Genomic DNA, 26,856 nt, shown 5'->3' with positions numbered 1-26,856 from the left:
TCTATTAATACTCAGTTAAATTCTACCATATTATAAATATTTCTCTAGAATAATCTCATCTCGTACCGGAATTCCATCAAAGCTGTAAAATGGGATTTCAGGCTTGATTTTCCTTGATTCTTCGACTGCATTTTTCACGATTTCTGAAATGGCATAGCCACGCTTTTGGAAAAACTTCAATGCCTGTAAATTATCATTGGTTGTAATCGCTTTAATAGTATGGCATTTTTTTTCTTTTGCAATATTTTCTATCACATAAAGCAACGATGAGCCAACACCTTGCTTCTCATGCTCACTATTCAAAGAAATGATCTGACATACTTGATTGGCTATATTGTATGTCCCTAATCCCGTGATTTTATCATTCTCATCCATCACTCCAAAACCCTCAAGTTCCGCATAATGAAACAAGCCTCTTGAAAAAACAACTTGAGTCGTCTCCCAATGCTGCACGAAAAAACTCTTAACCGTATCTGTCGCAATCATTCTTTTTGCTACGATTTGCATAACAATTTACGCCCCCAAAATTTCTCTCTCTCTATGCTTATGGTATTAAATGCTTATTTGATATGAACAGTTTATTCTATATACAGTGCCTTTACAACCTTCTATTAAAACCGTTTCCTTTCCCTACCACGATAATCCATATTTAATTTTCCAATCGAATATAGTAAAAAACTGTGACCCTTGTAAAAGAGCTCACAGTTTTTTGGATTAAGAAAGTGTATCATTTTTTATATGTTGGTTTCTTTTAGTGACTTCCTCTTCAAATTGCTTTGTTTTCATTTCCTCTTTTTTTGAATATTTAATAATGGCCCGCATCGTAAAAACAGCTGCAATTAAAAAGATGAAACATGTTATACCTGCCGAGATATATTCAGTCTTGTCTTCTGGAAAGTAAAGAAACAAACCTAATAAAGTATGATTAAGAAAGTCCATCCGATACATCCTTCCTGATAGAAAATAACTTCTTTTACTCATTATAACAATTACCAGAACAATCCACTAGTGGGTCCAAGCCACTAAAATAGCGACAGGCAATCGGCCCCTCGCTTCCCTTTGACGATTTGACTACGTCTAAAGCTGGTTTATCTCCAGCCACTGTCTCAACGTTAGAAAATCATGTCGACAACATCGATCCAATCAATAACTTGTCCAAAATTTAACGCTCTTAAACAATACAAAAGTAAGGTGAAATAGAAGGATATTTTGAAATGGATTGAGGAAGGGTAGAAGGAAAATGTTTTATTAGAGGGATACACCTATGATTATGTCTAAATCATGAAAACCAATACTGTAAGAGAGTTAAAAAAGTCTTGACTTATAAAATTTTATTTTGATATAGTTTAAACAGACTGGTTGGTATGGAGGTTGTTTACTATGGGAACAGATACAAAATCGCGGATAATCGACATCGCGACAAGTCTTTTCCAGCAAAAAGGATATTTAGGTGTAGGATTAACCGAAATTTTAAAAGCATGTAACATTTCAAAAGGTTCGCTTTATCACCACTTTCCAAACGGAAAAGAAGAATTACTCATCGCTTGTCTTCATTCATTGAATGAAGCAATTACAACGCATATGAAAGAAATTTTTCAAAATTATCCATCTACTCAAGCAGCTACACAAGCGATGATTGAGGAATTGGTAGTTAAATATGATCGAGATGGGATGATTACTGGTTATACATTTAGCAGCATCGTTAGCGAAATGGGATCACTAAGTGAACCAGTCAGAAATGCCTGTGATCAATCTTTCACAAATATTCAAGAGATTTATTCGAACAAGTTAGTAGCTGATGGTTTTTCGAAAGAAATAACTGATTCAATTTCTCTAATGATGACAGCTTCTATTGAAGGTGGTATTATGCTTTGTTTAACAAAAAATACAAGTGATCCACTAAAAATGATTTCACAGGTATTACCAAATTTATTAAATTCGTATTAAATATTGCCTTAGCATTTATGATGTAAATGCTTTTAAAGCGTCAAATCGTGTAGCGATACTATCTGAAATACTTTTTTTGAAAGGAGGAAAAACATGAAACTAGAAACCAGATTACCTAGAAACGGTAAAGAAGGAGCGTTGTACGGCGGTATCATTTGTACGCTGACTGTTTTGTTGATGACGACACTAAGTATCATTCTAATTTCAGAAAAATTAGATGGGGATATTGTATTACTGATACTTAAAACGTTACCGATTATGTGGATTATTGCGATGATTATGGAACCGGTAATTGTAGGTCCTATTGCAGAAAAATTAGTTAGGAAATTTACAGAACCAGAAGATAGCTTTAATGCAAAGATTTTATTCAGGATCTTATTCACTGTATTGGAAATGTCAGCGTGCATGACACTTATTGGGGATATCGTAGGAAACGGTATTAGCTCAGAAATATTTAGTAGATTTTTAATGAATTGGCCAAGAAATTTCTTAATCGTACTTATAGCTGAGAGTTTAGTGATTCAACCAATTGCAAGATTTGCAATGGTAAAATTACATGCTTATCAAGATAAAAAAAATTATGCATCGATGATGATAAAATAATATTGTTTAACTAAAGAAATTCATTTTTCAACAACTTAATGAGCTATTATAGGGATGGACTTGTATTCAGGAAGAGACAATTTAAATGCATCGTGTGCTATGAAAAAAAGACAAATCTACACCATTGAAATGTTCCTGGCAGAACATAAAAAAGACTTCACCAAAGGATAACTAGTTGCGTTCAAATGCCTGGTCCGGTTACGCAAAATATGCAGGTGTGGCCAATGCCAAGATTGGAACGCTAGTAAAAACGAGAGGCATCAAGCCCCTCGCTTTATTTTTACGATTATAAAATGGTAATACCCTTAATGACTACGTCAACAGCTGGTTTGTCTCCGGCAACTGTCTCTACGTTAGCAATCGTATCAACAACATCCATGCCTTCGATAACTTGTCCAAAGACAGAGTGTTTATGGTCAAGCCATGGTGTGCCGCCTTGTTCCATATAAGCGTTAATGATTTCTTCCGGATAACCGGCTTGCTTCATTTGTTCACCCATTCTGCTGTCTACGTGTTGTGCTTGAACAACGAAGAATTGGCTGCCGTTTGTTCCCGGTCCTGCATTCGCCATAGAAAGAGCTCCCCGTAGATTGAATAATTGCATAGAGAACTCGTCTTCAAATGGAGCGCCCCAAATACTTTCACCACCCATTCCAGTTCCTGTAGGATCTCCACCTTGTAGCATGAAATCTTTGATGACGCGATGGAATATAATCCCTTCATAGTAACCGTTTTCAGCATGTGTTAAGAAGTTTTCTACTGTTTTTGGAGCTAGTTCTGGAAACAGTTTAATTTTAATATCACCTTGTGTTGTGTGCATAATGACCGCTTTTTCATTTTCCAATACTTCGTTTGTTAATTGTGGAAAGTTTGTCACTGTTCATAACCTCTTTCTTTTTTAAATAAAATGGCTTACATCTCCATTTTCAACCTTCATTTGTACACTTTACACGATTTTTATAAAAAAAGCACCTTTGCGAAATTAAACAAATTCGCTGTGAAAAATCGTTGTACTTATGTATCATGAAGGAAGCTAAAAGAAAGGTGGATAAAAAATGTCCGAACAGGAATTTAACATTGGCGACAAGGTTACTGCTATTTATAAAACAGGGAAATACATCGGCGAAGTCACCGCTATCCGGCCTGCTGCATATCTTGTGAAAGTGTTGGCAGTTGTGAAGCATCCTATGCAGGGGGATCTCCATAATCCGAAGCAAACAGAAGTTTCAATGTTTCATCAACGCCGTGCTCTTGCATTCCGGGAGCAAACCAATGTACCGAAGAATATGGTCAGGGCTTTTGATGAGGAAATTCCCGAGTATAAGGAATCATTAAGAGAAGCTGTTGAGAAAATGGCACGAACTTTAAGTGAAGTCCACACAGAGTGGAATAATAAAAGCTTACAGTTGCTTGAAGAGTTAGCAGCGGATTATTTTAAATAAAGTATGATTAAAGCCAAATCAGTAGTAATTGATTTGGCTTTTATAACGCTAAATGATTCAATACCTTCGATAAATCAATGCGATCGCCAATTGTCGTTGGTTCATGATTTTGCATATAACTCTTATCTTTCTCGACTAACTTAAAGATATTATATGTCGTAATTGCATCATCAAGGGCCCTGTGGTGCTTGCCTGTCCCTTCTTTTCCATAGGCCTGTACAGCCTTCCATAATCCTGTTTGATTTTGATCTCCGAAAAAGCGTTTGTATTCCAAGCAAAGATCCACTTGTTTACCAGAAAAAGGGAAATTCAACCCTGATTTCTGACAGTTCTGCCGAAGTACCTTCATGTCCATATTTCCCCAAGTCACAATTGTCGATGGATGTTGCTCATCTATTTTCTTCAATAAAGAAACCAACTCTTCAAATGAAATCCCCCGGTCCACCTGATTTTGGGTGATATTCAAGAATTTCTTGCATCTTCCCGTTAAGACTGGAAATTTCAACGGGTTAACAAAGGACGAGAACTGTTCTTGGATTGTCTCATTTATAACTGAGACTAAACCTACCTCAATAATTTCCGGATAAAACCCTACTGGATTCGCTTTTCCTTCAGGCATCGTAAATTCAAAATCAATGAATATATATTGCTGTTGTTCCTCCATTTTTATGACCCCCTTCTTATTCCTGACATCTTCCTATCAACCAAAATTTGGTTTTCAATATTCTCATGAGAATATTATAACAGAAGATTTAGAAAGTTTTTATTGGATTTTACTACCCTAGATATTCAGTGCCACTGCGTCTGCTTATTTCTAATTTCTTTTAAAACTCTTTATTGTCTTCCTTAATTGGATTATGATGGATTCATAAATCGAAAGTACCATCCCTTATTACCTATACTTTTCCTGAAACATACTAAAATATATTAGTTAGGAAGTTGAACTATGCGCACGTATCTTGGTTATATCACGATTTTCTTCCTGTTTCCTGTTTTATCTATATTCATTTTTCTTTCCTATAAAGAGTGGACTATAACCCAATCTCCCTATCAGGTTCTCGACGAGAGAATACCTATTGAAACAATCGAACTGGCTCAGACAAGTTATATGACGGCTGCAAATGGAAAAGTAATAACTGAAATTTCCAATGGTGAAAAACGGACTTACCTGAAACTTGAAGATATACCTTTATTCCTAGAAGACTTGTTCATTGTTACAGAAGATCAAAATTTTTACGAACATTCAGGTGTTGACATATCCGGTATTAGCAGGGCGCTTCTAGTCAATTCACAAAACAATAATTTAGAACAAGGCGGCAGTACCATCACCCAGCAACTAGCTCGAAATGTTTATCTTACCCATGACAGAACGTATAATCGAAAGCTTAGTGAACTCTTTTATGCCTATCAGTTAGAACGGAAAAAATCAAAGTCAGAAATCATTGAACTATATATGAACACTATTTATTTCCATAATGGAGCTTATGGAATTGAAGCTGCTTCCCAGTTTTATTTCAGTAAACATACTGCGGAGTTATCAAAAGCGGAATTGTCATTCCTTGCAGCGATTCCTAATAATCCCGAACTCTATAATCCTCTTAAACATTTTGATAAAACGAAAAAGCGGCAGGAACGGATTCTAAAGCAAATGGTCGCAGAAGGTAAATTAAAACAGAACGAGTATGAAAGGCTTATCAAAGAAACGATTAAATTAGACTTGTCCACCACGATCGACTTATATCCCGACTATGTGACATATGTTCATCAGGAGTTGAAAAATCTAGTCGCGTCCGTTGAAGGTCTTACAAAAACGTTGAAAAGCCCGGATGAAGCCACTCGTCGGCAAGCAGAGGCTGAGTTGAATAAAAGGGTCGTAAAGCTTTTGAATTCCGGTGTAACCATCCATACTGCACTCGATACGAAGCTACAAACCCAGTCTAAGACTGCTTTGCAATCCAAAATCGGCGTCAATGATATCGAGGGAGCTGCAGTGGTTATACAGCATCATACGCACCAGCTTGTCTCTTTGATTGGGGGAAAAGATTATAAAAAAAATTCTTTCAATCGTGCTTACCAAAGCTATAGGCAACCAGGTTCAGCTATTAAACCACTTCTTGTTTATGCACCCTATATAGAAGAAACAAATGCGGAAATTACTCAACTTATAAGCGGAGCCAGCTATTGCAGCAATAGCTATTGTCCAAAAAATTACAGCGGTGGCAGCTACGGAATGGTCACTTTAAAAAGTGCCTTTGCACAGTCCTATAACACTCCTGCTATAAGGATTTTTGAAAAAACGGGCATTGAAAAGAGCTTCAAGTATCTCGATTCATTCAACTTTAAAAAGGTGTCTATCAAAGATCATCATATCAGCTCGGCTATTGGCGGCTTTGAATTTGGAATGAGTCCCCTCGAACTGACAAATGCTTATACATCATTCAATGATGGAAAATATCAGCCAGCGCGGGCAATTATTGAAGTCACTGATCAAAAAGGAAATGTTCTTTATAGCTGGAAGGACAATCCAAAGAAGATATGGAACAGGGACACAGTGAGCAAGATGCGGCAACTCCTCCATGAAGTAACCGTAAACGGGACAGCGCGTAAAGCCTACTTTCCTACGGATTATATCGGTGGAAAAACCGGTACGACCAATGATGTGAAAGACATTTGGTTTGTCGGACTGACAGCAAACTACACAACAGGAATTTGGATTGGAAAAGACACACCAGCCAATCTTCAATCAATTTATTCACGTTCTCCGCATGTGTTGATTTGGAAAGATATCAACCAAACTGCAGAATAAATAAACATATTTCAATAAAAGAAGGTGCCCTCATTGGACACCTTCAGACTGTAGACAAACTCGATAATAATTGAGTTTGTCTACAGTTTTTTTGAGGATTTGTAAAATTTGAACGTTGATTGGAACGTAGGGCACTCGCTTTCCGCGGGCGGTCCGGGAGCCTCCTCGGCGGCCTTTGCGCCTGTGGGGTCTCCCTTGGACGCGCTTTTCCCGCAGGAGTCTCGCACCTTTCGTTCCAATCAACTTTGTTTTAACATTTAGATAGAACCCCTTTTGCCAACAGTTTTTTTTGTTTTAAAATAGAAGTATAAAAACTTGAGGTGATAAGGATGCTTTCTAAACATGATTCTATTCAGCGAGAGAACAACTTGAAATGATTACTTTAGATCAACTGGTGCCAGCGAACCATTTGGCAAGAATACGTGGAAGAAGCAGTTCATCTTCGCCATCACGAAGATATAAAACCAATTTATGCGAAACGCAAAGAAACAATTGAGCGAGTATTCGCAGATGCAAAAGAAAAGCATGGCATGCGTTGGACAAGCGTTAAGAGGACTTAAAAAATTGTCGATGCAGGCGATGCTCACTTTCGCTGCCATGAATTTAAAGAAGATGGCCAACTGGACATGGCGAGGGCCAGAAATGTCCTAAATAATGACCTCGGCGAGGTCAACTATTCTATAACTGCTTCAAATCCAATAAAAAATCAAAAAGGTTTCGGAATGAGCCCATTCCGAAACCTTTTTGTCTACAATCTGAAGGTGCCCTCATTGGACACCTTCTTTTTCTTACTATATTGGCAAACTTGCAATAACACTGTTATAAAGTTTTAATCCCGAATAAGCAACTATTGATATTAAGGCAGTCCAAACAAAGATAGGAAAGAAAACCAATCCGACAAGCCTAGATATATTCAAGCTAGGACTCAACTTATAAACAAAATAAATTAAGGCCACAAAGTTCGTAGCGATAAATATAGATCCAAGACCCAAGATAAATTGAATACTGAACAGTGAGCAGGCACCGCCTATGACGTAGATAACTGAACCCTTTCTGATACTGGTTAAAGCTTTCCCTTCCGAATCCTTGGAAAAGAATAATAATGAAAGCTCCAATACTGTATCAGAGATTAACTTCAACGCAGCAAAAACCATAAAGAATAATAGTAACAATACAATTAACAGCGCAAGTTTAATGCCAGTTTCAGAGAAAAACTCAAGCATCCCTTGGTAGATTCCCAAATTCCCAAACAACATAAGTATTTGCATTTCCCCATAAACCGCAAAGGAAAGGCTGAATAACAGTATTGCAATGATTGGGAAATAACTAAGTAAATAAGTGTTTTTCATTTTTTCTCCATCCATGTATCTTTTATCCTATTATTATGCAAGATATTATTCAATTCGACAATGGATGACATTTATTATACCTTTAAAATCTCTTATAAATAATTTTTTCAGGTAGTTTTTCTCTCCTTTTCTACCTATATATAGATCTTTTTTTTAGTAAGCCGCCCTGCTCCTAAAGCCATGCAAACCCTCAAAAATTGCGTTATACTTTTAAGCAAGACAAACATTTATTAATAAAAAAAATCCAACGAAGATATCCTAACCGTCTAGGATTGCGTGAAAAAATGCATAATAAGACGAATAACTTCGTTTAAAAAGGGGGGAGTTTATGTCTATGCTTCATTGGGCGGTACTATCACCGTTTCTATTAGCAATTATAGTACCGTTCTTATACAAGCTATTTCGACAAATACATACAGGATGGTTTGTATTAATTTTACCTATTCTACTTTTCACCTATTTTTCACGGTTCATTTCATTGACCAAACAAGGGGAAATAATTACGGAAAGAGTTTCATGGATTCCTTCTCTCGGAATTCATATTGATTTCTATGTAGATGGACTAGGACTACTATTTGTACTGCTCATTACAGGAATTGGTTCACTCGTAATTTTGTATTCGATTTTTTACTTATCAAAAGTAAAAGAAAAGCTGAATCAGTTTTACGTCTTCCTCTTGCTTTTCATGGGCGCGATGCTTGGTGTTGTACTTTCTGATAACTTAATCGTCCTTTATTCCTTTTGGGAATTTACGAGTTTATCCTCCTTTTTACTGATTGGATATTGGAACGAAAGGGAGCGCTCACGTTATGGAGCACAAAAATCCCTGCTTATCACTGTGCTCGGCGGTTTAAGCCTGCTTGGAGGAATCATCCTCCTTTCCATTATGGGGAACACATTCAGCATACGTGAATTGATTTCACAAAGCGGAGAGCTGATGGATCACCCACTCTTCACTCCCGCTCTTTTGCTCGTGTTACTTGGTGCGTTCACTAAATCCGCCCAGTTTCCATTTCATATCTGGCTTCCTGATGCGATGGAAGCTCCGACACCGGTCAGTGCTTATCTTCATTCGGCCACAATGGTCAAAGCGGGAATTTATTTGGTTGCGCGATTAAGCCCAGTTTTCGCGGAATCTGGCGTTTGGTTCTGGTTTGTTTCGATTGCAGGCTTGATTACTCTGTTCTGGGGTTCGTTCTCTGCAGTTAAGCAAACCGATTTAAAGGGTATTCTGGCTTTCTCCACCATCAGTCAGCTCGGATTGATCATGTCTCTATTAGGACTTGGAGCAGCAGCACTCCACTATGATACATTGGGTGAAAATATATACTTGGCAGCCACGGTGGCAGCTGTTTTCCACTTAATCAATCATGCGACCTTTAAGGGCAGTCTATTCATGGTTGCTGGTATTATTGATCACGAAACCGGTACACGGGATATCCGGAAGCTTGGCGGCTTGATGCAGCTGATGCCAATCACTTTTACCGTGGCCGTTATCGGTGCCTTTTCAATGGCCGGCCTTCCACCCTTTAATGGTTTTTTAAGTAAAGAAATGTTCTTGGCCAGTATGGTAAATGTATTAGAACTAGATATTTTTAATATGGAGACATGGGGGGTATTGTTCCCTGTTCTAGCATGGGTTGCCAGCGTATTTACATTTATTTATAGCATGATCGTCGTACTTAAACCATTCACTGGAAAGATCCAGCTCCATCTATTGGAAAAGAAGCCGCACGAGGCACCAATCGGCATGTTAATTTCTCCGATTATCCTTGCTACCTTGGTCATTGTTTTTGGAATTTTTCCAAATCTGCTGTCTTCGTCAATCATTAAACCTGCGGTTGCCGGTATACAGCCAAACTTAGTAGATTCGGATTTCCAAGTTCATATCGCTTTCTGGCATGGATTCACACCAGAATTATGGATGACGATTGGCATCATTGTAATAGGGATTATTTTATACAAAACGTTTCCGAAATGGAAAAGGATTTATCAGTGGTTGCCTGAACGTTTTTCCTTGAACAATCTGTATGATAATGGGCTAAAAGTGCTCGAACGCTCAGCTTCCTCTGTCATGAAATTTCTAATGACAGGCTCTATTCGGACCTATTTACTATCGATTTTCCTTTTCTTTATTCTATCATTAGGCTTTTCCCTCTATTGGAAGGATGCATTTAAATTAGATACAGGGAATTTTGCCCCGATTGGTTTATATGAAATGGTTTTAGCGGCGATTATCGTGATTGGCTCAATTGCCATTCTGTTTGCAAAATCCCGTTTAACATCCATTATCATCTTAGGAGCTGTCGGTTATACGATTTCACTATTTTTCGTCTTGTTCCGGGCACCGGATTTAGCATTAACGCAACTAGTCATCGAAACGATTTCAGTCGCTCTATTTTTGCTCTGTTTCTTCCACTTACCCTTACTAGCAAGCCGAAAGGAAGAGCGAATGACCTTCAGATTGAATAACGCATTGATTTCTATTGGTGTAGGTGCCATTGTCACATTGATTGCCTTATCAGCTCACAGCAATAAACTATTTGACTCTATATCAAGTTATTATCTTGAAAATGCTTACAAGGAAGCAGGCGGGAAAAACGTCGTAAATGTCATTCTAGTTGACTTCCGCGGACTTGATACGATGTTCGAAATCAGTGTTCTTTCTATTGCTGCGCTCGGAATCTTCGCGATGATTAAGTTGCGGCTGACAGGGAGGAAAGATAAATCATGAAACAAAATGACCTGATTCTTCAAACGGTGACGAAGGTAGCCGCCTTTGTTATTTTGCTTTTTGCGGTAGCAATCTTTTTAGGCGGCCATTATTCGCCAGGGGGCGGGTTTGTCGGAGGTTTGATGACTTCAGCAGCAATTGTCCTGCTTCTGCTCGCTTATGACATTAAAACCGTCACCAAGATCTTGCCGATTGACTATAAATTAATGATTGGTTCAGGCTTGTTCATCTCAAGCCTGACTGTTGCTGGTGGGTTAGTGTTCGGGATTCCGCTCATGACCCATGTGTACCGATATATCGACCTACCTATTCTTGGGCACATCTCGCTTCATACGGCAGTACTTTTTGATTTAGGTGTTTATCTTGTGGTTGTTGGTGTAACGATGACCATTATTCAAACGATTGGGGAGAGTGAATAATGGAACTTTTAATGGCCATTGTCATTGGAATTTTATTTATGAGTGCGACCTATTTAATGCTTTCAAAAAGCATTTTACGAATCATAATAGGAACTGGTTTGCTCAGTCACGGTGCCCATCTTTTAATTTTGACGATGGGCGGTTTAAAAGGCGGCTCGGTTCCATTGCTTAGCGATAAAGTGGCATCCTATGTTGACCCGCTTCCGCAAGCACTTATCTTAACTGCGATTGTCATCAGTTTCGGTGTCACCTCATTTTTACTGGTGCTTGCTTACCGAACCTATCAGGAGCTTGGAACTGATGATATGGAAGAAATGAGAGGTACGGAAGCAAATGAATAATCTAACTTTTATGCCTGTTTTATGGCCGCTTTTTACAGGCATTATCCTCATCTTCTTTGCAAAAAAAATCAAGCTCCAACGAGGGATTTCTCTATTTTCCTCCATTATTGGAATCGTAATATCCCTTTATTTAGTGCTTTCCGTTAGTAATCAAGGGATTTTGACACTCGGGGTCGGTAGCTGGGATGCTCCATTTGGGATTGTGATTGTCGCTGACATGCTTTCCTCGCTGCTAGTTCTAACGACGAATATCATTGGATTAGCTATATTGATTTACTCGTTTTACTCTATTGGTAAAGAACGTGAAACACATTATTATTATCCTGTATTTCAATTTTTACTGATTGGTGTTAACGGAGCATTCCTCACGGGAGATCTCTTTAATTTATTCGTCTTCTTTGAAGTCATGCTGATGGCTTCTTACGTCCTTCTCGTTCTTGGAGGAACGAAAATCCAGCTGAGAGAATCATTGAAGTATATTATCGTCAATGTACTATCATCTGCCTTTTTCGTCATCATGGTCGCATACCTGTATTCAGTTCTCGGCACCTTGAACATGGCACACCTCAGCCAGCGGATATCAGAGGTTAACCAGCCTGGGATCATCTCGGTGATTGCCATTGGTTTCTTAATCGTATTCGGTTTGAAGGGAGCTATTTTTCCGTTATTTCAATGGCTTCCTGGGTCCTATTATGCCCCACCTATCCCAGTGATGGCTCTATTTGGAGCGTTGCTGACAAAAGTCGGGATTTACGCTATTTTCAGGACCTATACACTGATGTTTTATCATGACCAAAATTTCACTCATACTTTTTTGGCGGTACTTGGTATCTTAACCATCATCATCGGTGTCATTGGAGCGATAGCCTATTGGGATGTAAAAAAAATTATCATTTACAATATCATCATTGCAGTTGGGGTTATCATTTTCGGAATCTCCTTGATGAATGAACACGCCTTATCTGGCTCCATTCTTTACATCATTCATGACATGCTGATTAAGGCAGCACTCTTTCTGTTGGTTGGCATCATGATTAAAATCAGCGGATCAGATAATTTACGGGATATGGGCGGACTGATTAAACAATACCCAGCCCTTGCCTGGACCTTTTTTATTGCTGCCATATCATTGGCCGGGATTCCTCCCTTCAGCGGATTTGCTGGCAAGCTGCTGATTCTTCAGGGAGCTGCAGAAAAAGAGGCCTACTTTGGAGTGGCTGCAGTCTTATTATCAAGCTTAATGGTTTTATACTCAGCGATGAAGATTTTCATAAATGGCTTCTGGGGTACTCCAAAGGCTGATTATACCCTAGCTAAAAATACGGTTAATAAGATGCTTGTTCCTGCCGTTCTACTTGTTGTCCTTTCAGTTTTATACGGAGTTGGAACAGAATCAGTTTATCCTTTTATTTCACAAGCTGTTGACACATTAATGAATCCCGATATTTATATCGATGCGGTTTTAAAGGAGTAGTGCCTGATGTCCTTTCAAATTTTACTGAATGTGTTCCTGGCGGTTATCTGGATGTTTTTAAAAAATGAATTTAACGGGAGCACCTTTATCATCGGGTATGTATTAGGGCTCGGTATCATGTTAGTCTTCCGTCATTTTTTCACTGAGCGTTTTTACCTGAATCGGGTGAATGCTGTCATTCAATTAACCTTGATTTTTGCCAAGGAGCTCATATTATCAAATGTTAGCGTCCTTAAGGTCGTGCTTAAGCCCAAACTGGATATGAGGCCTGGCATATTTGCATTCGAGACCGTGCTTACAAAAGATTGGGAAATTACAATACTATCAAATTTAATTACACTGACCCCCGGAACACTGGTCGTTGAAGTTTCGGAAGATAATCGAATTCTTTATATTCATGCGATGGATATCGCGGACAAAGAAGAAGCCGTAGACAGCATTAAAAATACATTTGAAAAAGCGATTATGGAGGTGAGCAAATAATGTTTGATCTTTTACTAAAAATCGCGTTGCTCGGTGCCTCCCTTTCCATGATTGGTTTTTTATATCGCTTAATTAAAGGACCATCCGTGCCGGACCGGGTCATTGCACTTGATGCAATGGGGATAAACCTAATTGCCATCGTAGCGCTCTCCTCCATCGTTATGGATACAAGCGCTTATCTGGAAGCCATTCTGCTGCTTGGAATCCTATCATTTATCGGGACGGTCGCTTTCGCTAAATTCCTTGAGAAAGGAGAGATTATCGAAAATGATAGAAATCGTTGAAATCCTTTCGGCCGGTTTCATCTTGATAGGGGTATTTCTCTTTTTAGTTTCAGCCTTCGGTGTCATACGACTGCCTGATGTTTATACAAGAAATCATGCTGCATCCAAAAGTTCAACACTTGGAATCATGTTCATCCTGATTGGCACATTGTTATATTTTTATTATAAGCATAGTCATTTCGATTTCCGTGTCGTGCTTGCGATTTTCTTTATCTTCATGACCAACCCGGTAGCTGGACATTTAATCAATCGCTCCGCTTACCATTCCGGCGTTAAAATGTGGGATCAAAGTGTCCAGGATGATTTGAAGAAGAGCCGATGATTCATTATATCCATACCAAAAGAGCTGCCCTTTTGATAGAGGGCAGCTCTTTTGTCTGTCTTAATCCTTTAAAAATACTTGATCTCCCAAACAGATTTCACCAGTTCGAATTACAGAGGCATACAAGCCAAAATGATTATTTCTTTCCTTGACTACTGTTTTTAATAGAGATGGGTCTCTTTTGGAATCCGTTGGATCGACTGTTATAATCATACAACGTTCACAATGCCTTTTAATTTCCAATTGAACATGATCTCCGATTTGTAGCCTTTTTCCTAGCCACTGCTCTTCTAGAAAGGGTTGTTTGTTCACTAGTGACAGCACCAGATTGTGCCTAAATCTCCTGCTATCTACTTTATTTCCCCAAAGCTCTGTCAATTCGGCAATCGAGGCGTCGCTCACAAGTAAGATGTTCTCTTCTTCAATCGCTCCTAATGGAATATGTGCAGGTGGATAAACAACGAATGATGCCTCCTGTTTTAACAGCCGTTCCATTTCTTCTTGAAAGGCTGCTTCTCCCCAGGTTAACACGTTTCCTGAAGGAGTCTTCACTTGAATTTCCGGATAATGGTCCAGAGATTCCTCTCCAGAAAACACGGCTTGATAACGGACCATTTCAGGAACTTGTGTAATCGTTAAAAACTTTCCATTCATGTCTTTAAAGGCATGGCTGCGATCTCCATATAATCCATATCCCATCACCTTAGTTTTTGGTACCTGCTCACCAGTAAACGATTTTACCGGGTGACGCGTTATCTCTTGTACATGTCCAACCAGCATAAGAGAAAACTCCTTTCCAAACAATAAGGGCATACACCATTACTATATTAACCCAAGATATGTAGAATCAAGAAAAGGGAACTAGATTACAAAAACACTGAGTTATTTTTACATAACTGATCAATTTTATTCATTGTCATTTTTTACTCACTTTTTTGGTAAATCAATAATAGCTAATGTACAGCGTGAGATACAGATAAGTTGATCTTCTTTATCACGGATTTTCACATCCCATACCATCGTTGACTTCCCGCGATGGATTATGTTCCCTTCTGCGATAACATGACCAGAACGCACGCCTCTTACATGATTAGCATTGATTTCAAGACCAACGACTGCCTGTTTCGTGCTATCAACAAGCTGCATTCCACCTACGCTTGCGACTGTTTCTGCAAGGGCTACGGATGCTCCTCCATGTAATAAACCAAGTGGCTGCCTTGTTCGTTCATCAACTGGCATCGTCGCAACGACTTTCCCATCCCTTATTTCCTTCATTTCAATTCCTAGCGTACCGATCAGTGACTTTTCGATATTAATCTCCATCTCTATACCCCCAACTCATTTTGATTTTTCATCATCTAGATAATTTTACCTTTTTATTAAGAAATAAAAAGGCATAAATATTTTTATTATTATATATAAAAAGGATGACTCACGTCTAATCAAGTCATCCTTCATCCTATTATGATAGTGCGTTACTTTGAAAGAATCTCTTTCAGTTCCAACCAACTTGTCAATCTTGGAATATTCATTTCCCTATTATAAGAGTTATCCATAGCATATACTTTCGTAGGAATATCTAATAATGTTTCTAAGACTGCCGGTTTATCATCAAAGTAATAATCCAATTCCAATTCGCGAATCGTATCAATTTTTTCATGATCCTTCATACCGCAATAAAAATGTTCGTCCTTAACAGGAAAGCCGTTTTCGATTAACCATTTTTTCGTCCGTTCACCATGCTCCGACTTTCTGGCGGTAATGTAAAATACCTCGTGTCCTTCGCGTTCAAGCTCCTGTAACGTCTCTACTGCGCCCTCAAAGGCTGGACAGGATGAATAATAGACTTCTTCGGCAAGGCTGTTCCACATCTTTCCTCCAGCCTCTTTATCCAACCCGAAAGCTTCATGGATCTCTAGCGTTTTTAATGCCCTGAATTCCGTTAACTCTACATTCTTATTAAGCTTTTTATTATATAGATGGAACGCAAACTCCCTCAAATTAATAAGAGTATCGTCTATATCAAAACCAAATTTCATATCCTTCACTCCTCATTCAAACATAAACGGCAAACTGTGATGCGAAGGAAATTTCCTTGTCCACTTGAACGGCCTGTAATTTTTCAATCTCGGCTTTTCTTTTCGGCTCAGCCATTTTCAGACCAAAAAAGCTGGTATCCTGCTGCATGATGCATTCTTGAATAAGATCAGCTAATATATCTGCATCCTTCATTGCACAATTAAGGCCAAACGCACCTGTAGGTGTCATCGTATGTGCCGCATCGCCCAATAAAGCAACCCCATCTTTTGTCCACGTTTCACAATAGCTACTGTAAACATCCAATAAAATAAAATCCTGCCAGGAGTGGATATTTTCTCGCACCACACTCTTTAACTCCGGGAAGGCTAAAATCAATTTTTCAATAAATGGCTCAAATGGTTGTTTTCGCAGATGAGGATAAGAACCATGTTCAATATTCCACCCGATTTGTATGAAACCTCCTGCCTGAGTGAAGAGGGCAAGCTGGGAATCATTGACCAACGCCATCTTGATGGAAGGTTTCCATCCCTGTGGAGCAGGGATCTTAGCCCAAAGCAAATCATAGCCATGGTTTTTAATAACCACAGGAATTTCCGCTTTCTTTCTAACCGTAGAAAATCTGCCGTCCGCCCCGATAATCAATGAGCTTTCCACTCTAATGTTGTTTCCTTCTTTTCGAGCTTCCACACCAGTATATTGGCCCACTTCGTTCTGAATTAGGTCAGTCACCCTCGTGTTCATCATCAATTGAAAAGAATCGAGCTTTTTTGCTTCATTCAATATAGCCGTAAGCAGGTGATTTTGAGGGACATGGATGCCAAGATTATCTTTAGTAACTTCAGGAAAAACCATCTTAAACACTTGGCCGTCCTGCCAATATTCAATTTGCTCCATTCTTAGCAAGCCAAGCTCTTCCACATCCTCGAATAAGCCGTGCTTTTTAAGAATGCTTTCTCCTTCATCGTTTAAGTACTCACCCCGAAACTCTCTTGCTACTTCTGAATGCCTCTCAAGTAAGATGACTGATATGTCTTGTTTGGCCAATAGGTAGGCTAATAGCGCTCCACCAGGTCCTGATCCGACAATGCATACATCTGATTTAACCACCATGTGCTTTTTCACCTGTTGTCTATTTTTTATTTGGGATAAGCAACGATACAGATATCCTCTCCAGACATGTCCACACTAGAGATGGAAACATCCATTGCTTCATCCATTGTATCTACATCGATTCCGCTAAATGGTGTAAGCGAGTTTCTCCCGCCTAATAGTTTAGGTGCGACATAAATCAAGTACTTGTCGATGAGTCCTGCTCTTAGGAATGATGCGTTTACTTCGCTTCCGCCCTCAAGTAAGACATCCGTTATCCCTTTTTTATATAGTTCTTCCATCAGAATCCTCAAATCCAAACCTGCATCTGTTTTTGGAACAATAATGAATTCAATTCCCTTTTCACTTAAGGCAGCAATTTTATCTACAGATGCATTTTCCTGCGTCACTATCACGGTTTTCGCTTCCGATACCTGAACAACATTGGCATCTAATGGAACCCGGAGTTCACTGTCTAAAATGATTCGTATTGGATTCTTCCCTCCGCCTTCTGGAAGCCGAGTCGTTAAGGATGGGTTATCAGCCAATACAGTCCCAATGCCAATGAGGATAGCATCAACTTCATCACGAAGGAGATGAACAGAGTGGCGAGACTCTTCTCCTGTAATCCACTTAGAATGGCCTGTATGGGTCGCAAGCTTGCCATCGAGCGTCATCGCATATTTAGAAAGGACAAATGGACGATTTGTAATCATATTGTGAATAAAACGCTCATTCAGTCTTTGGGCTTCCTTTTCCAAAACGCCGACTTCCACTTCAATTCCTGCATTCCGAAGAATTGAAATTCCTCTTCCTGCAACTTCAGGGTTTGGGTCTTGTGTAGCCACTACAACCCGACGTACACCTGATTCTTTTACTAAATTAGCACACGGAGGTGTCTTTCCATAATGGGAACATGGCTCAAGGGTGACGTAAAGAGTCGCATCTTTCGCATAATCCCCCGCCATTTTAAACGCATGAACCTCCGCATGCGGCTCACCCGCTTTACGATGTATCCCGGTTCCGGCAATGACACCGTCTTTTACTAAAACTGCCCCAACTACTGGATTCGGATTCGTCTTTCCTTTAGCACTGGACGCTAAATCAAGCGCCAATTTCATGTAATATTGATCATTATTCATAGCACAACTCTCCTTACACAATCAAAGTAGGCTTCTTTTGCGGAATATGCCCAGACTTCTTAACCTTTGTATCCAGATAGAAACTATTATCGTCCGTCAAACCTCCCCAAAGTGGGATATGGTCTTTAGCCGCAAGTCCATGCTTTTTAAGAGCATTCAACTTTTTCGGGTTATTCGTAATCAAAGTCACTGGATTCTCACGTAGTTCACTCAACACTCTAATGGCACCCTCATAGGACCGCGTGTCATCTTCAAATCCTAAAGCCTGATTCGCTTCAACAGTGTCATAACCCTCTTGCTGAAGCAAATATGCCAAGGATTTCGAGAATAAGCCAATCCCTCTTCCTTCATGGTCTGCAAGGTAAAAAATAGCACCGCAACCATGGTCAGCTATCATCTTCATCGATTGGTGAAGCTGGTATCCACAATCACAGCGTTTACTGCCAAAAATATCGCCTGTATGACAGATGCTATGCATACGAACCAGTGCATCCTCCGACTTCTGGAAATCACCGTACACCAATACAGAAGATTGCTGACCAAAAGCCAAGTTTGCATCTGAAAGCGACTCAAGCACTGTTTCCTTGTCGTTCTCAGTACCATCTAACTGGAGCCATGTATACCATTGAAAAACAGTAGAGAATTCACCTTGTTCAACTGGAAGATTCACTGGTCCCACTAGGCACAAATCATCTTTTCCTGGAGTTTTAAGGATATTCATTTTATCTATTAAAAGGTCTTTTGTTTGCTTAGTTATTTTCATAATACCATCACCTATTTTATAATTTTTAGTGAGCCTAGCCCTTACTTTAGGTAAGTAAGTATATTACTATACACTATACCTGTAAATGAAGGAGTTTACAAATAATAGTGTGTGCATGTTTCTAATTTTAAAAGAAGGTTTTACTTAGAAAAATGGATATTCACAAACCATTATCATATCGGCTATCTATAATACATATTTTAACGTATAAAGAAAACGTGTCTATAGATAGACTAAGGAAAGGAAGGCAACATATTGGATGATTTCCCTTATTTTTTATACGACCCTGACCTTTTTCCGATTTGTGACAAGCCAGAGAATATGTATCGAAAATCAGCAAGACCAATGTTCCGCCCCCTCACGGCCACTAATCCAGATCTGTTAGTTAAATCAGCAAAGACATCGCAATCTTTACTACTAGATGTAAAAAAAGTCGTGGATACTATAGCCACATCCATGCCCTTCTCTACTAGGTTAATGACTGCTGCTCAAGAATCAAAAAAGACTGTCGTGATGGATATGATCCGAAAGACAGGCGTCAAAACCGTACCTGACATCATGTATAACCCTGATGGAATACGCTTTCATTTCCATTCAATAGGGGATGAGAATAGTCATATCATCGTCAGCTTGAAATGGAGGAATATGTAGGTAATGCAAATCTGTTCAAAAAACCGAAGCCCCTTTTTTCGGCTTCGGTTCTTTTGTTTACGATTCGAAAGTTTCAACCAACAGGGCGAGCGTACGTGCCATGACTCCAGTAGCCCCGGCTGTGCATAATTCGGAGCTACTCGAGGTCGTGGATGTTCCGGCAATATCGAGATGCACCCATGGAGTTGCTTCGGCAAATTCACCAATAAAGGCGCCGCCCATGATCGCATGTCCAGCTCCACCTGGTGAATTATTCAAGTCCGCTATTTTGCTGTTGCGCACCCGTTCTTTGTCTTTTTCAGTAATAGGCAGACGCCACATCGGCTCTCCCGCTTCCTCTGAGGCTTTAAGGACTTGCTCATAGAATTCCACGTTATTGGTCATTGCACCTGTCATATCCATACCTAGGGCTGTTATAACACCACCAGTTAAGGTTGCAACGTCAACAAGATATTCTGCACCATGATGTTTAGCGTACGTTAGGGCATCCGCCAATACAAGTCGTCCTTCCGCATCAGTATTCAATACCTCAATCGTTTTGCCGCTCATGGCAGTAATCACATCATCCGGCTTAAAGGCATCGCCGCTGATCATGTTATCAGTAGAAGGAATGACAGCTACGACATTTTGATCCGGTCCTAATTCACCTATAATTTCCATTGCACCTAAAACTGCTGCCGCTCCGCCCATATCCGTCTTCATTCCGACGATTCCAGCCTTTGTTTTCAATGAATAACCACCAGTATCAAAAGTGATTCCTTTTCCCACCAACCCAATAACATCTGTCCATTCTTCTTTGCCTTGATACTTAAGGACAATCATTTTCGGAGGTTCGACCGATCCTTGATTAACTGCAAGAAAGGCACCCATACCTAACTTGAGCATGTCTTCTTTCTCAAGGATTTCTACTTCAAAACCATAACGTTCACCTAAAGTAGATGAATAGTCAGCCAAATCCTTTGATGTCAACAAATTGCCTGGTGTGTTAACCAATGTTCTGGCTGAATTCGTTGCTCTTCCAAAAATACGGCCAACATGAAGGGCAGCTCCAACTTCTTCGTTATCAAATTCACTATAGACCGTAATTGATTCAATATTTTTTTCAGCCTGATTCGACTTTTGTTTGTAGCCTGCAAACTTATAGGAAGCCAACTCGAATGCCTCAGAAAAGGCATGGGCGGCGTCTAGTGCATCCAAGTTTTCAGTCGTAAATGTATCCAAAGCTATCGAAAGCGTCGTTAGTTTTGATTCAGCAATGGTTTTACGCGATTTCCCCAGAGCTTCACGCAACGTTTCAAGGGTAAGCTCTTTTTCCTTGCCCAACCCTACAAACATTAATCTCTTTACTCCTAATTGTCCTAATGTATGTATTTTAACAACTGATTTTTTCTTGAAAGAGATTTCGCCTGCCTTCACTAATTCAGTAAGTTGACCGGATAATTTCTCATCTGCTTCTTTTCCTATACCTGTGAATTTTATAGGCCGGTCAAAAACGCCTATAATCAGGCATTCTTCGGTAACATCTATATTCAAGGAATTTTTTACTGTAAACATTCTGATACCTCCTCCATTTAATTAACTTTATTATAACGAAATTTTTCGAAATTTTCGAATAAGGACCGATGTTAATAATAATAAGAGATATAGTTTAGAATACCCGCATTTAGAGAAATAGTATAAGAAAGATCTTATTTACTCTTACAAGCAGGGAATCGACAGGATTTGATGGAAAGTATAATAAGAACCCGATGAAAGAAGCAAGATTTCTTATTTACTTAAATAGATTTCAACGTTATTTTATAATCAGAAAGAAGGCTGATACTTTTGGAAATATTTTTTAACTTCCCTTTAATCGCAGCATTAATCGCTATTTTCTTTGCTCAATTCATTAAAGTACCAATTCATTTTATCGCTTTTCGTAAAGTTGACTGGTCACTTCTTAACTCAACTGGCGGTATGCCAAGCTCTCACTCAGCGGCTGTGTCCGCCCTTACCGTAGCCGTGGGGATAGAAACCGGTATGAACTCCCCGGTCTTTGCCGTTGCTACTATATTTGCCGTCATCACGATGTTTGATGCGACTGGAGTAAGACGGCAGGCAGGAGAACAGGCGGCCGTCTTAAATCAACTAGTAACAGACTTCAATACGTTTGTCGAACAAGCAAAGAATTGGCAGAAAAAAGCGGATAAACAGAAACAGCAACAATTAAAGGAACTGCTAGGCCATAAACCTATTGAGGTCTTTTTCGGTGCCTTAACAGGAGTATTCATTGCACTTGTTCTTCACTTTTTTATCTTTCAAGGGTAGGTGGTTAATATGAAAATAATTTCTCTTTGCCCAAGTAATACAGAGCTCTGCACATATTTGGGTATTGAAGAACAGCTGATTGCAATTGATGACTATTCCGATTGGCCTGAATCCATTCAGCATCTGCCAAAAGTCGGTCCGGATTTGTCGATTAATATCGATCTCGTAGAATCATTAAAGCCTGATTTGGTGCTGGCTTCACTGAGTGTACCTGGCATGGAAAAAAATATTAAAGCACTAAAAGAAAGAAATCTCCCTTATATTATTTTTAACCCTCAATCGCTTGAAGATATCGCCCAGGATTTGCTGACACTTGGCAAGGCCATTCATGCTAATGATATGGCAGAAGAACAGGCTGCCAAATTCCGGGCGACTATTTTGCAATATAAAACGATCGCCGACAAAATCGAAACAAAACCATCCCTATATTGGGAATGGTGGCCCAATCCCATATTCAGTCCTGGGGGGGTTAACTGGTTAACGGAGATCAGCCGGCTGGCCGGTGGATATAATCTTTTTGAAGAGATAGATATGGCAAGTATTCAGGTTCCTTCCGAAGAGGTCCAAACAAAGAATCCCGATCATATTTGTTTAGCCTGGGTCGGTGTCCCTTTACGAAAAGTAAAACCTGAATTGGTCAGGAAACGGAATGGGTGGGCTGAGATGAAGGCTGTCCGAGATAATAACATCCATATTATGGAGGAACCTTTATTCTGCAGGCCTTCCCCCCGTTTACTAGATGGATTGTCAAAGCTGGCCATGACTCTTCACCCTGAGGCCTACAGCAGTATTAGGTAAGTTAATGAAGCATCGCTATTACTAAAATTACGTCAGAAAAAGCTGACTCCAAGTTGAGTCAGCTCTTTTTTAAAACTCCCAATTCCTACAATTTGAATTTTAATAGTCAAAGTATTTTTCTACTTAGCTTTTAAAAAGCAAAGGAAGACACTTTATTGTTTAATGCTTTTTCGGCAATTCTATGCTTAAAGACCTGCCTAACTTTGGTTTCATTCAATTTGTTTAATTGCTCTTCTGATAAATTTCCATTCCCTCTTTGCACAATATATACTTCTAGGGTTTTCTTTCCCCAGTTCTCATATACATCTTGTACCGTTTCGTAGTATAGATCGAGGTGATTCCCTTTTATCGCTCCACCCTTATCTGCTACCACTCCAAACCCATAACCAGGTATCCAAAGGATGGTGCCTAGCGGAAACACCGTAAGGTCAGCGGCAATGGTGGAAAACAGATCCCTCTTCACCTTCACCCCTGAATATGTAATCCCATAAGATGGGCTTTCCGGGTACTTTCCGGTCGACTCATACCCTGCTGTATATCCTGTTGCCAAAACCTCATGCTTAGGATATTTAGAGAGCTCAATTGCCTCTTCAATAGTTGCTGGACTTTTGCTCATTGAAGCGGAGGCCAATAGTGTTGCGACATGACTCCCTCTATGTACGGCTTTATATTCGAGACCAAACATTCGATTTTGTCTCATAGCATCCTCTAAAGGATGAACTTCTGGCGATGCTCCAAAAACATGATTTAAGGTTGATTCAATAGCTAAGATAAATAATATGATGATAGCAACCCTCAAAAATAATGTCTTTAAAATTTTCATGTATATTTGTTTCACTCCTCTCACAAGGATATTTGTTCCCTTTTCCTAGTGAAAGTATTCATATAATACATAAAAACAATTTTATCCTAAAAAATAAAAAAGACTGCCTATAAATGACAGCCCTTCATATTTAAAACATTTGATATCCTTTATTTCTTAAAATCTTAATAACGACTCCAGCTAAAACCGCACCAAGTAACCCACTTGATAAAATTATGATATCCGCAGTATGCAAGGAAGTTAGGTTAGTCCCAAGCTGAGAAAATGATATCCCCGGATTTCTGAAATATTCGATTAACTTAGTTTCATTAACAATGATGATGAAAACGATTGGAAATAAGATGACCATGATCCATGAAGAACGAAAGAGCATATTAAGCAAAAAGCCTATACCGAAAAATAATATAAAAAATAAGAGAATTGAGATAATTAAAACAGGCAATGGCATGTTATTCTAGACCCTCCTTAAAAGCAACACTTTTAGTTTACTGAAAACTTAATTGGTACGTCAACGACTTAATACCAAATAATACCGAACAAACGATAATTAACCAAATCACATAAATAATTTATACGATGTATACCCAAATTGATTTCCCGGGTTTAGCCCGTCAAGCATCGTCTGCATCCTTTCCTTTTTAAAAGCTAATAGTTGCTCCAATAATAAAGATTGCTTACCTTCCTGTATGAGTAAATCAGGATCATAAAATTTAGCTTCATACAATTCATCCAATTGAGCGGTCACTTCAAAACTAAGCGGCTTAAGTAAAAACACTAACATATTATCACTTATTTCCCCTTTAATTACCCCGCTTCTTACACCTACCATACCTTCAATTTCTGTATGAATGCCTGTCTCCTCCAACACTTCTCTTATGACAGCTTCATCAACGGTTTCATCATTTTTGACAAAACCGGCAGGAAGAGACCACTGCCCCTTCAACCCGCCGTAACGTTTGTTGACGACCAGCCATTCACCCGTATCGGATATCACAAGACCAGATACAGCTAGCCAAACATTTTTGCAGCGTTCCACCAAATCCCACTTCCCTCTATTTAATCTCCACCATTTGTAGTGTAAACCATTTTTCCCATGGAATTACAGTAGAACGTATAGTAAAACAGATACTATCCGTATATTCAAGTGTTTGACCTAATCAATAATATGTCTGTGACGCACAAAACTTTATCAATCTAATCTAATACCAATACTTATGATTTTCATTGTATTCCCATCTGAAAGGCATATACTCCTCACCTCTCACAAAGTGAGTATCATTATTTCCAGGATACATACTTGCGTAAAGATTCAGATGTTTCATTATTAATTAACAGAACTAAAAAAAGCCATTCAGGGAAGATCCCCAAACGGCTTTCAGAATATATTTTAGAATTAAAGGACGTTGAATTTACCTTTTTTAGCAACTAGGGAAGCTCCACCAATCATTAATAATGCTCTATTATCAACCATTTTCTTCATAAATGAAGCGGTTTTACCTGTAACTTTCTTGCCGAATACAACGCCAATCGCATTGTTATCACCAAGTGAACATACAGTTCCTTTGTTTTCGAACGTGAAAGTCTCAAGGTCGCTTTGGTTACGTACTAATTTAGTGAGGTTTTTCGCAATAACTTCACCTTGCTGCATAGCAATCTGTGCAGTAGGAGGGTATGGACGATTAATTTCTTCGTTGATGATTAATGCACAGTCACCTACGATGAAGATATCGTCATGACCTGGTGCACGCATATCAAGGTTTACTTTAATACGTCCGCGCATTGCTTCAAAGCCAGAAGCTTCAATAACTGAGCTACCACGTACGCCAGCTGCCCATACTACAGTTCCTGCTTTGATTTCTTCTACTTCATCTTCGCCTTTTGCAACGATAATACCTTCAGGAGTAGCACCTTTAATCGGAGTACCGATTTTGAATTCCACACCTTTTTTCTCAAGGTAAGATACAGCATAGTCCACTAATTCTGGATCGAAACCTGGAAGTACAGCTGGTGCTGCTTCTACACAGTACATACGAACTTTTTGGAAATCGATATCGTATTCTTTACAAAGTTCAGGGACACGGTTAGCTAATTCTCCAAGGAATTCGATACCCGTAAATCCTGCTCCACCAACAACGATTGTCAAGCGATCTTCATTTTTCTCAACTTCTGAGCTGTAAGTAGCAAATTGCAATTGAATGTGATCACGGATTTTACGTGCAGTGTTTACGTTAGAGATAGAGAAAGCATATTCTTTTAACCCTTGAATTCCGAAAGTTTCCGATTCTGGTCCAAGTCCTACCACTAGGAAATCATAAGAAACTTCGCCGTTTTCAAGAATAACTTTTTTGTCTTCGGTTTTAACTTCTATAACAGAGTCTTGGATGAATTTAACTTTACTGCTGTTGATTACACTTTTGATTGGGTAACGTACACGATCGTGGTGAAGAGTTCCAGCAGATGCTTCATGTAGCCAGGTTGTTTCATAGTGGTAATCATTTTTGTTAACTAATACGATTTCTGCTTCATTTTGACCTAATGCTTTTTGTAAGCGAGTAACTGTCATTAATCCACCATAACCTGCTCCTAAAACAACGATAGTTGGCTTTTTCAAAAGTATTCGTCCACCTTTACGATATTTTCTTGTGATGCTTCCCATAACTAAAATCTATTCACTATCTTATTAATTTCCATTATAAAAAGCACTCTTATACATTTGTGCCTTCTTTCACGTACTACTTCAGAATTGTCATAAAAAGTTCATAAAATTTTTACAAAATGATGTCTATGTAAATTTTAGTCCTTTTCCCAACCTTTTTCAAGTAACAATCTGAATTTTTTCTTATTAAAATACTGATAAAAAATGGTACTAATTACTTAGCGATTATGCGGTATTTTACTACCCTTTTTATACTAGAAAGAGCACTTTAACCTACTTGACATAGGATAGCGAAGTAATTTCACATTCTAATTTATTTAGCATGCCTTCCTTATTGTCGAAACTTTCTTACATTTCGAATCTTTCTCCGTTTTTTAAAACTT

30 protein-coding genes and 1 pseudogene are annotated in these 26,856 nt (G+C 39.0%); 15 read left to right on the top strand and 16 right to left on the bottom strand.

Annotation, left to right across the window (positions count from 1 at the left end; translation table 11 throughout):
• Positions 1–30: 30 nt before the first annotated feature.
• Positions 31–507 (bottom strand): GNAT family N-acetyltransferase, encoded by a 477-nt coding sequence (locus ACQKMR_RS01725; RefSeq protein ID WP_427695716.1) that lies wholly within the window; start codon positions 505–507, stop codon positions 31–33.
• A gap of 207 nt (positions 508–714) precedes the next feature.
• The gene (locus ACQKMR_RS01720; protein WP_427695715.1) at positions 715–939 is read right to left on the bottom strand and encodes a hypothetical protein; all 225 of its coding nucleotides are present in this window, start codon (positions 937–939) and stop codon (positions 715–717) included.
• Between the two features lie 441 nt (positions 940–1,380).
• On the opposite strand from ACQKMR_RS01720, the gene ACQKMR_RS01715 reads away from it, so the two are divergent.
• Positions 1,381–1,947, top strand: coding sequence for a TetR/AcrR family transcriptional regulator (locus ACQKMR_RS01715; protein WP_427695714.1), 567 nt, complete (start codon positions 1,381–1,383; stop codon positions 1,945–1,947).
• 93 nt (positions 1,948–2,040) lie between these two features.
• Entirely contained in the window at positions 2,041–2,550 is a 510-nt protein-coding gene (locus ACQKMR_RS01710) for a DUF2798 domain-containing protein (RefSeq protein WP_427695713.1), read from the top strand.
• A 286-nt stretch (positions 2,551–2,836) separates the two neighbouring features.
• Here ACQKMR_RS01710 and ACQKMR_RS01705 read toward each other — a convergent pair whose 3' ends face one another.
• On the bottom strand, positions 2,837–3,370 hold the full coding sequence (locus ACQKMR_RS01705) for a peptidylprolyl isomerase (protein ID WP_427695787.1): 534 nt from the start codon (positions 3,368–3,370) through the stop codon (positions 2,837–2,839).
• Between the two features lie 235 nt (positions 3,371–3,605).
• Between ACQKMR_RS01705 and ACQKMR_RS01700 the strand changes: the two genes are divergently transcribed.
• Positions 3,606–3,992: a kinase-associated lipoprotein B gene (locus ACQKMR_RS01700; protein ID WP_427695712.1), complete on the top strand. Its 387-nt coding sequence runs from the start codon at positions 3,606–3,608 to the stop codon at positions 3,990–3,992.
• 40 nt (positions 3,993–4,032) lie between these two features.
• Here the strand turns inward: ACQKMR_RS01700 and kapD are convergent, their stop codons facing one another.
• Positions 4,033–4,656, bottom strand: coding sequence for a 3'-5' exonuclease KapD (kapD, locus tag ACQKMR_RS01695; protein WP_427695711.1), 624 nt, complete (start codon positions 4,654–4,656; stop codon positions 4,033–4,035).
• 282 nt (positions 4,657–4,938) lie between these two features.
• Here kapD and ACQKMR_RS01690 point away from each other — a divergent pair, with 282 nt between their 5' ends.
• Positions 4,939–6,798, top strand: a complete 1,860-nt coding sequence (locus ACQKMR_RS01690; RefSeq protein ID WP_427695710.1) for a transglycosylase domain-containing protein — start codon at positions 4,939–4,941, stop codon at positions 6,796–6,798.
• A gap of 401 nt (positions 6,799–7,199) precedes the next feature.
• A pseudogene (locus ACQKMR_RS01685) lies at positions 7,200–7,449 on the top strand (transposase); the annotation flags it as partial.
• A 140-nt stretch (positions 7,450–7,589) separates the two neighbouring features.
• Here the strand turns inward: ACQKMR_RS01685 and ACQKMR_RS01680 are convergent.
• The gene (locus ACQKMR_RS01680) at positions 7,590–8,162 is read right to left on the bottom strand and encodes a DUF5366 family protein (protein ID WP_427695709.1); all 573 of its coding nucleotides are present in this window, start codon (positions 8,160–8,162) and stop codon (positions 7,590–7,592) included.
• Between the two features lie 313 nt (positions 8,163–8,475).
• Between ACQKMR_RS01680 and ACQKMR_RS01675 the strand changes: the two genes are divergently transcribed.
• The 7 genes from ACQKMR_RS01675 to mnhG are packed head-to-tail and all read left to right on the top strand — an operon-like array spanning position 8,476 to position 14,204.
• Positions 8,476–10,881 carry a Na+/H+ antiporter subunit A gene (locus ACQKMR_RS01675; protein WP_427695708.1) on the top strand — a complete coding sequence of 802 codons (2,406 nt, stop codon included), beginning with the start codon at positions 8,476–8,478 and terminating at the stop codon, positions 10,879–10,881.
• Positions 10,878–11,300 (top strand): Na(+)/H(+) antiporter subunit B, encoded by a 423-nt coding sequence (locus ACQKMR_RS01670; protein ID WP_427695707.1) that lies wholly within the window; start codon positions 10,878–10,880, stop codon positions 11,298–11,300. The genes ACQKMR_RS01675 and ACQKMR_RS01670 overlap by 4 nt, the downstream gene beginning before the upstream one ends.
• A complete protein-coding gene (locus ACQKMR_RS01665) occupies positions 11,300–11,641 on the top strand; it encodes a Na(+)/H(+) antiporter subunit C (RefSeq protein WP_056525719.1) in 342 nt (113 codons plus the stop codon). Before ACQKMR_RS01670 ends, ACQKMR_RS01665 begins: the two co-directional genes overlap by 1 nt.
• Complete coding sequence (locus tag ACQKMR_RS01660) at positions 11,634–13,115, top strand: Na+/H+ antiporter subunit D (protein ID WP_427695706.1); 1,482 nt, start codon at positions 11,634–11,636, stop codon at positions 13,113–13,115. The genes ACQKMR_RS01665 and ACQKMR_RS01660 overlap by 8 nt, the downstream gene beginning before the upstream one ends.
• A gap of 6 nt (positions 13,116–13,121) precedes the next feature.
• Positions 13,122–13,598 carry a Na+/H+ antiporter subunit E gene (locus ACQKMR_RS01655; RefSeq protein WP_427695705.1) on the top strand — a complete coding sequence of 159 codons (477 nt, stop codon included), beginning with the start codon at positions 13,122–13,124 and terminating at the stop codon, positions 13,596–13,598.
• Positions 13,599–13,645: 47 nt separating this feature from the next.
• Positions 13,646–13,882, top strand: a complete 237-nt coding sequence (locus ACQKMR_RS01650; RefSeq protein ID WP_427695786.1) for a Na(+)/H(+) antiporter subunit F1 — start codon at positions 13,646–13,648, stop codon at positions 13,880–13,882.
• Complete coding sequence (gene mnhG / locus ACQKMR_RS01645) at positions 13,866–14,204, top strand: monovalent cation/H(+) antiporter subunit G (protein ID WP_427695704.1); 339 nt, start codon at positions 13,866–13,868, stop codon at positions 14,202–14,204. The genes ACQKMR_RS01650 and mnhG overlap by 17 nt, the downstream gene beginning before the upstream one ends.
• Positions 14,205–14,264: 60 nt before the next feature.
• On the opposite strand, the gene ACQKMR_RS01640 is transcribed toward mnhG, so the two are convergent.
• The 6 genes from ACQKMR_RS01640 to ACQKMR_RS01615 all read right to left on the bottom strand — a co-directional run bounded on the left by ACQKMR_RS01640 (position 14,265) and on the right by ACQKMR_RS01615 (position 19,238).
• Positions 14,265–14,984: an MOSC domain-containing protein gene (locus tag ACQKMR_RS01640; protein WP_427695703.1), complete on the bottom strand. Its 720-nt coding sequence runs from the start codon at positions 14,982–14,984 to the stop codon at positions 14,265–14,267.
• A gap of 147 nt (positions 14,985–15,131) precedes the next feature.
• The gene (locus tag ACQKMR_RS01635; RefSeq protein WP_427695702.1) at positions 15,132–15,527 is read right to left on the bottom strand and encodes a hotdog fold thioesterase; all 396 of its coding nucleotides are present in this window, start codon (positions 15,525–15,527) and stop codon (positions 15,132–15,134) included.
• Between the two features lie 152 nt (positions 15,528–15,679).
• Complete coding sequence (locus ACQKMR_RS01630) at positions 15,680–16,243, bottom strand: 5' nucleotidase, NT5C type (RefSeq protein ID WP_427695701.1); 564 nt, start codon at positions 16,241–16,243, stop codon at positions 15,680–15,682.
• Between the two features lie 16 nt (positions 16,244–16,259).
• A complete protein-coding gene (locus ACQKMR_RS01625; protein ID WP_427695700.1) occupies positions 16,260–17,354 on the bottom strand; it encodes an FAD-dependent monooxygenase in 1,095 nt (364 codons plus the stop codon).
• A 26-nt stretch (positions 17,355–17,380) separates the two neighbouring features.
• Entirely contained in the window at positions 17,381–18,475 is a 1,095-nt protein-coding gene (gene ribD, locus ACQKMR_RS01620) for a bifunctional diaminohydroxyphosphoribosylaminopyrimidine deaminase/5-amino-6-(5-phosphoribosylamino)uracil reductase RibD (protein ID WP_427695699.1), read from the bottom strand.
• Positions 18,476–18,488: 13 nt separating this feature from the next.
• Entirely contained in the window at positions 18,489–19,238 is a 750-nt protein-coding gene (locus tag ACQKMR_RS01615) for a GTP cyclohydrolase II (RefSeq protein WP_427695698.1), read from the bottom strand.
• 255 nt (positions 19,239–19,493) lie between these two features.
• Between ACQKMR_RS01615 and ACQKMR_RS01610 the strand changes: the two genes are divergently transcribed.
• Positions 19,494–19,889, top strand: coding sequence for a hypothetical protein (locus ACQKMR_RS01610; RefSeq protein WP_427695697.1), 396 nt, complete (start codon positions 19,494–19,496; stop codon positions 19,887–19,889).
• A gap of 57 nt (positions 19,890–19,946) precedes the next feature.
• Here ACQKMR_RS01610 and ACQKMR_RS01605 read toward each other — a convergent pair whose 3' ends face one another.
• Entirely contained in the window at positions 19,947–21,443 is a 1,497-nt protein-coding gene (locus ACQKMR_RS01605) for a leucyl aminopeptidase (protein WP_427695696.1), read from the bottom strand.
• Between the two features lie 270 nt (positions 21,444–21,713).
• On the opposite strand from ACQKMR_RS01605, the gene ACQKMR_RS01600 reads away from it, so the two are divergent.
• Positions 21,714–22,196 (top strand): divergent PAP2 family protein, encoded by a 483-nt coding sequence (locus ACQKMR_RS01600; protein ID WP_427695695.1) that lies wholly within the window; start codon positions 21,714–21,716, stop codon positions 22,194–22,196.
• Positions 22,197–22,205: 9 nt separating this feature from the next.
• Positions 22,206–22,994, top strand: a complete 789-nt coding sequence (locus ACQKMR_RS01595) for a cobalamin-binding protein (protein WP_427695694.1) — start codon at positions 22,206–22,208, stop codon at positions 22,992–22,994.
• A 130-nt stretch (positions 22,995–23,124) separates the two neighbouring features.
• Here the strand turns inward: ACQKMR_RS01595 and ACQKMR_RS01590 are convergent, their stop codons facing one another.
• The 4 genes from ACQKMR_RS01590 to ACQKMR_RS01575 form a co-directional block, all read right to left on the bottom strand.
• A complete protein-coding gene (locus ACQKMR_RS01590; RefSeq protein ID WP_427695693.1) occupies positions 23,125–23,817 on the bottom strand; it encodes a 3D domain-containing protein in 693 nt (230 codons plus the stop codon).
• Between the two features lie 130 nt (positions 23,818–23,947).
• Entirely contained in the window at positions 23,948–24,265 is a 318-nt protein-coding gene (locus tag ACQKMR_RS01585; RefSeq protein ID WP_427695692.1) for a YuiB family protein, read from the bottom strand.
• A gap of 108 nt (positions 24,266–24,373) precedes the next feature.
• The gene (locus tag ACQKMR_RS01580; protein WP_176527503.1) at positions 24,374–24,853 is read right to left on the bottom strand and encodes an NUDIX domain-containing protein; all 480 of its coding nucleotides are present in this window, start codon (positions 24,851–24,853) and stop codon (positions 24,374–24,376) included.
• Positions 24,854–25,210: 357 nt separating this feature from the next.
• Positions 25,211–26,428 carry an NAD(P)/FAD-dependent oxidoreductase gene (locus ACQKMR_RS01575; protein ID WP_427695691.1) on the bottom strand — a complete coding sequence of 406 codons (1,218 nt, stop codon included), beginning with the start codon at positions 26,426–26,428 and terminating at the stop codon, positions 25,211–25,213.
• Positions 26,429–26,856 lie beyond the last annotated feature (428 nt).

This window comes from Peribacillus sp. NPDC096540 (genome assembly GCF_050278525.1).
Classification (GTDB): Bacteria; Bacillota; Bacilli; order Bacillales; family DSM-1321; genus Peribacillus.
This window is presented reverse-complemented; position numbering and strand designations above follow the sequence as displayed.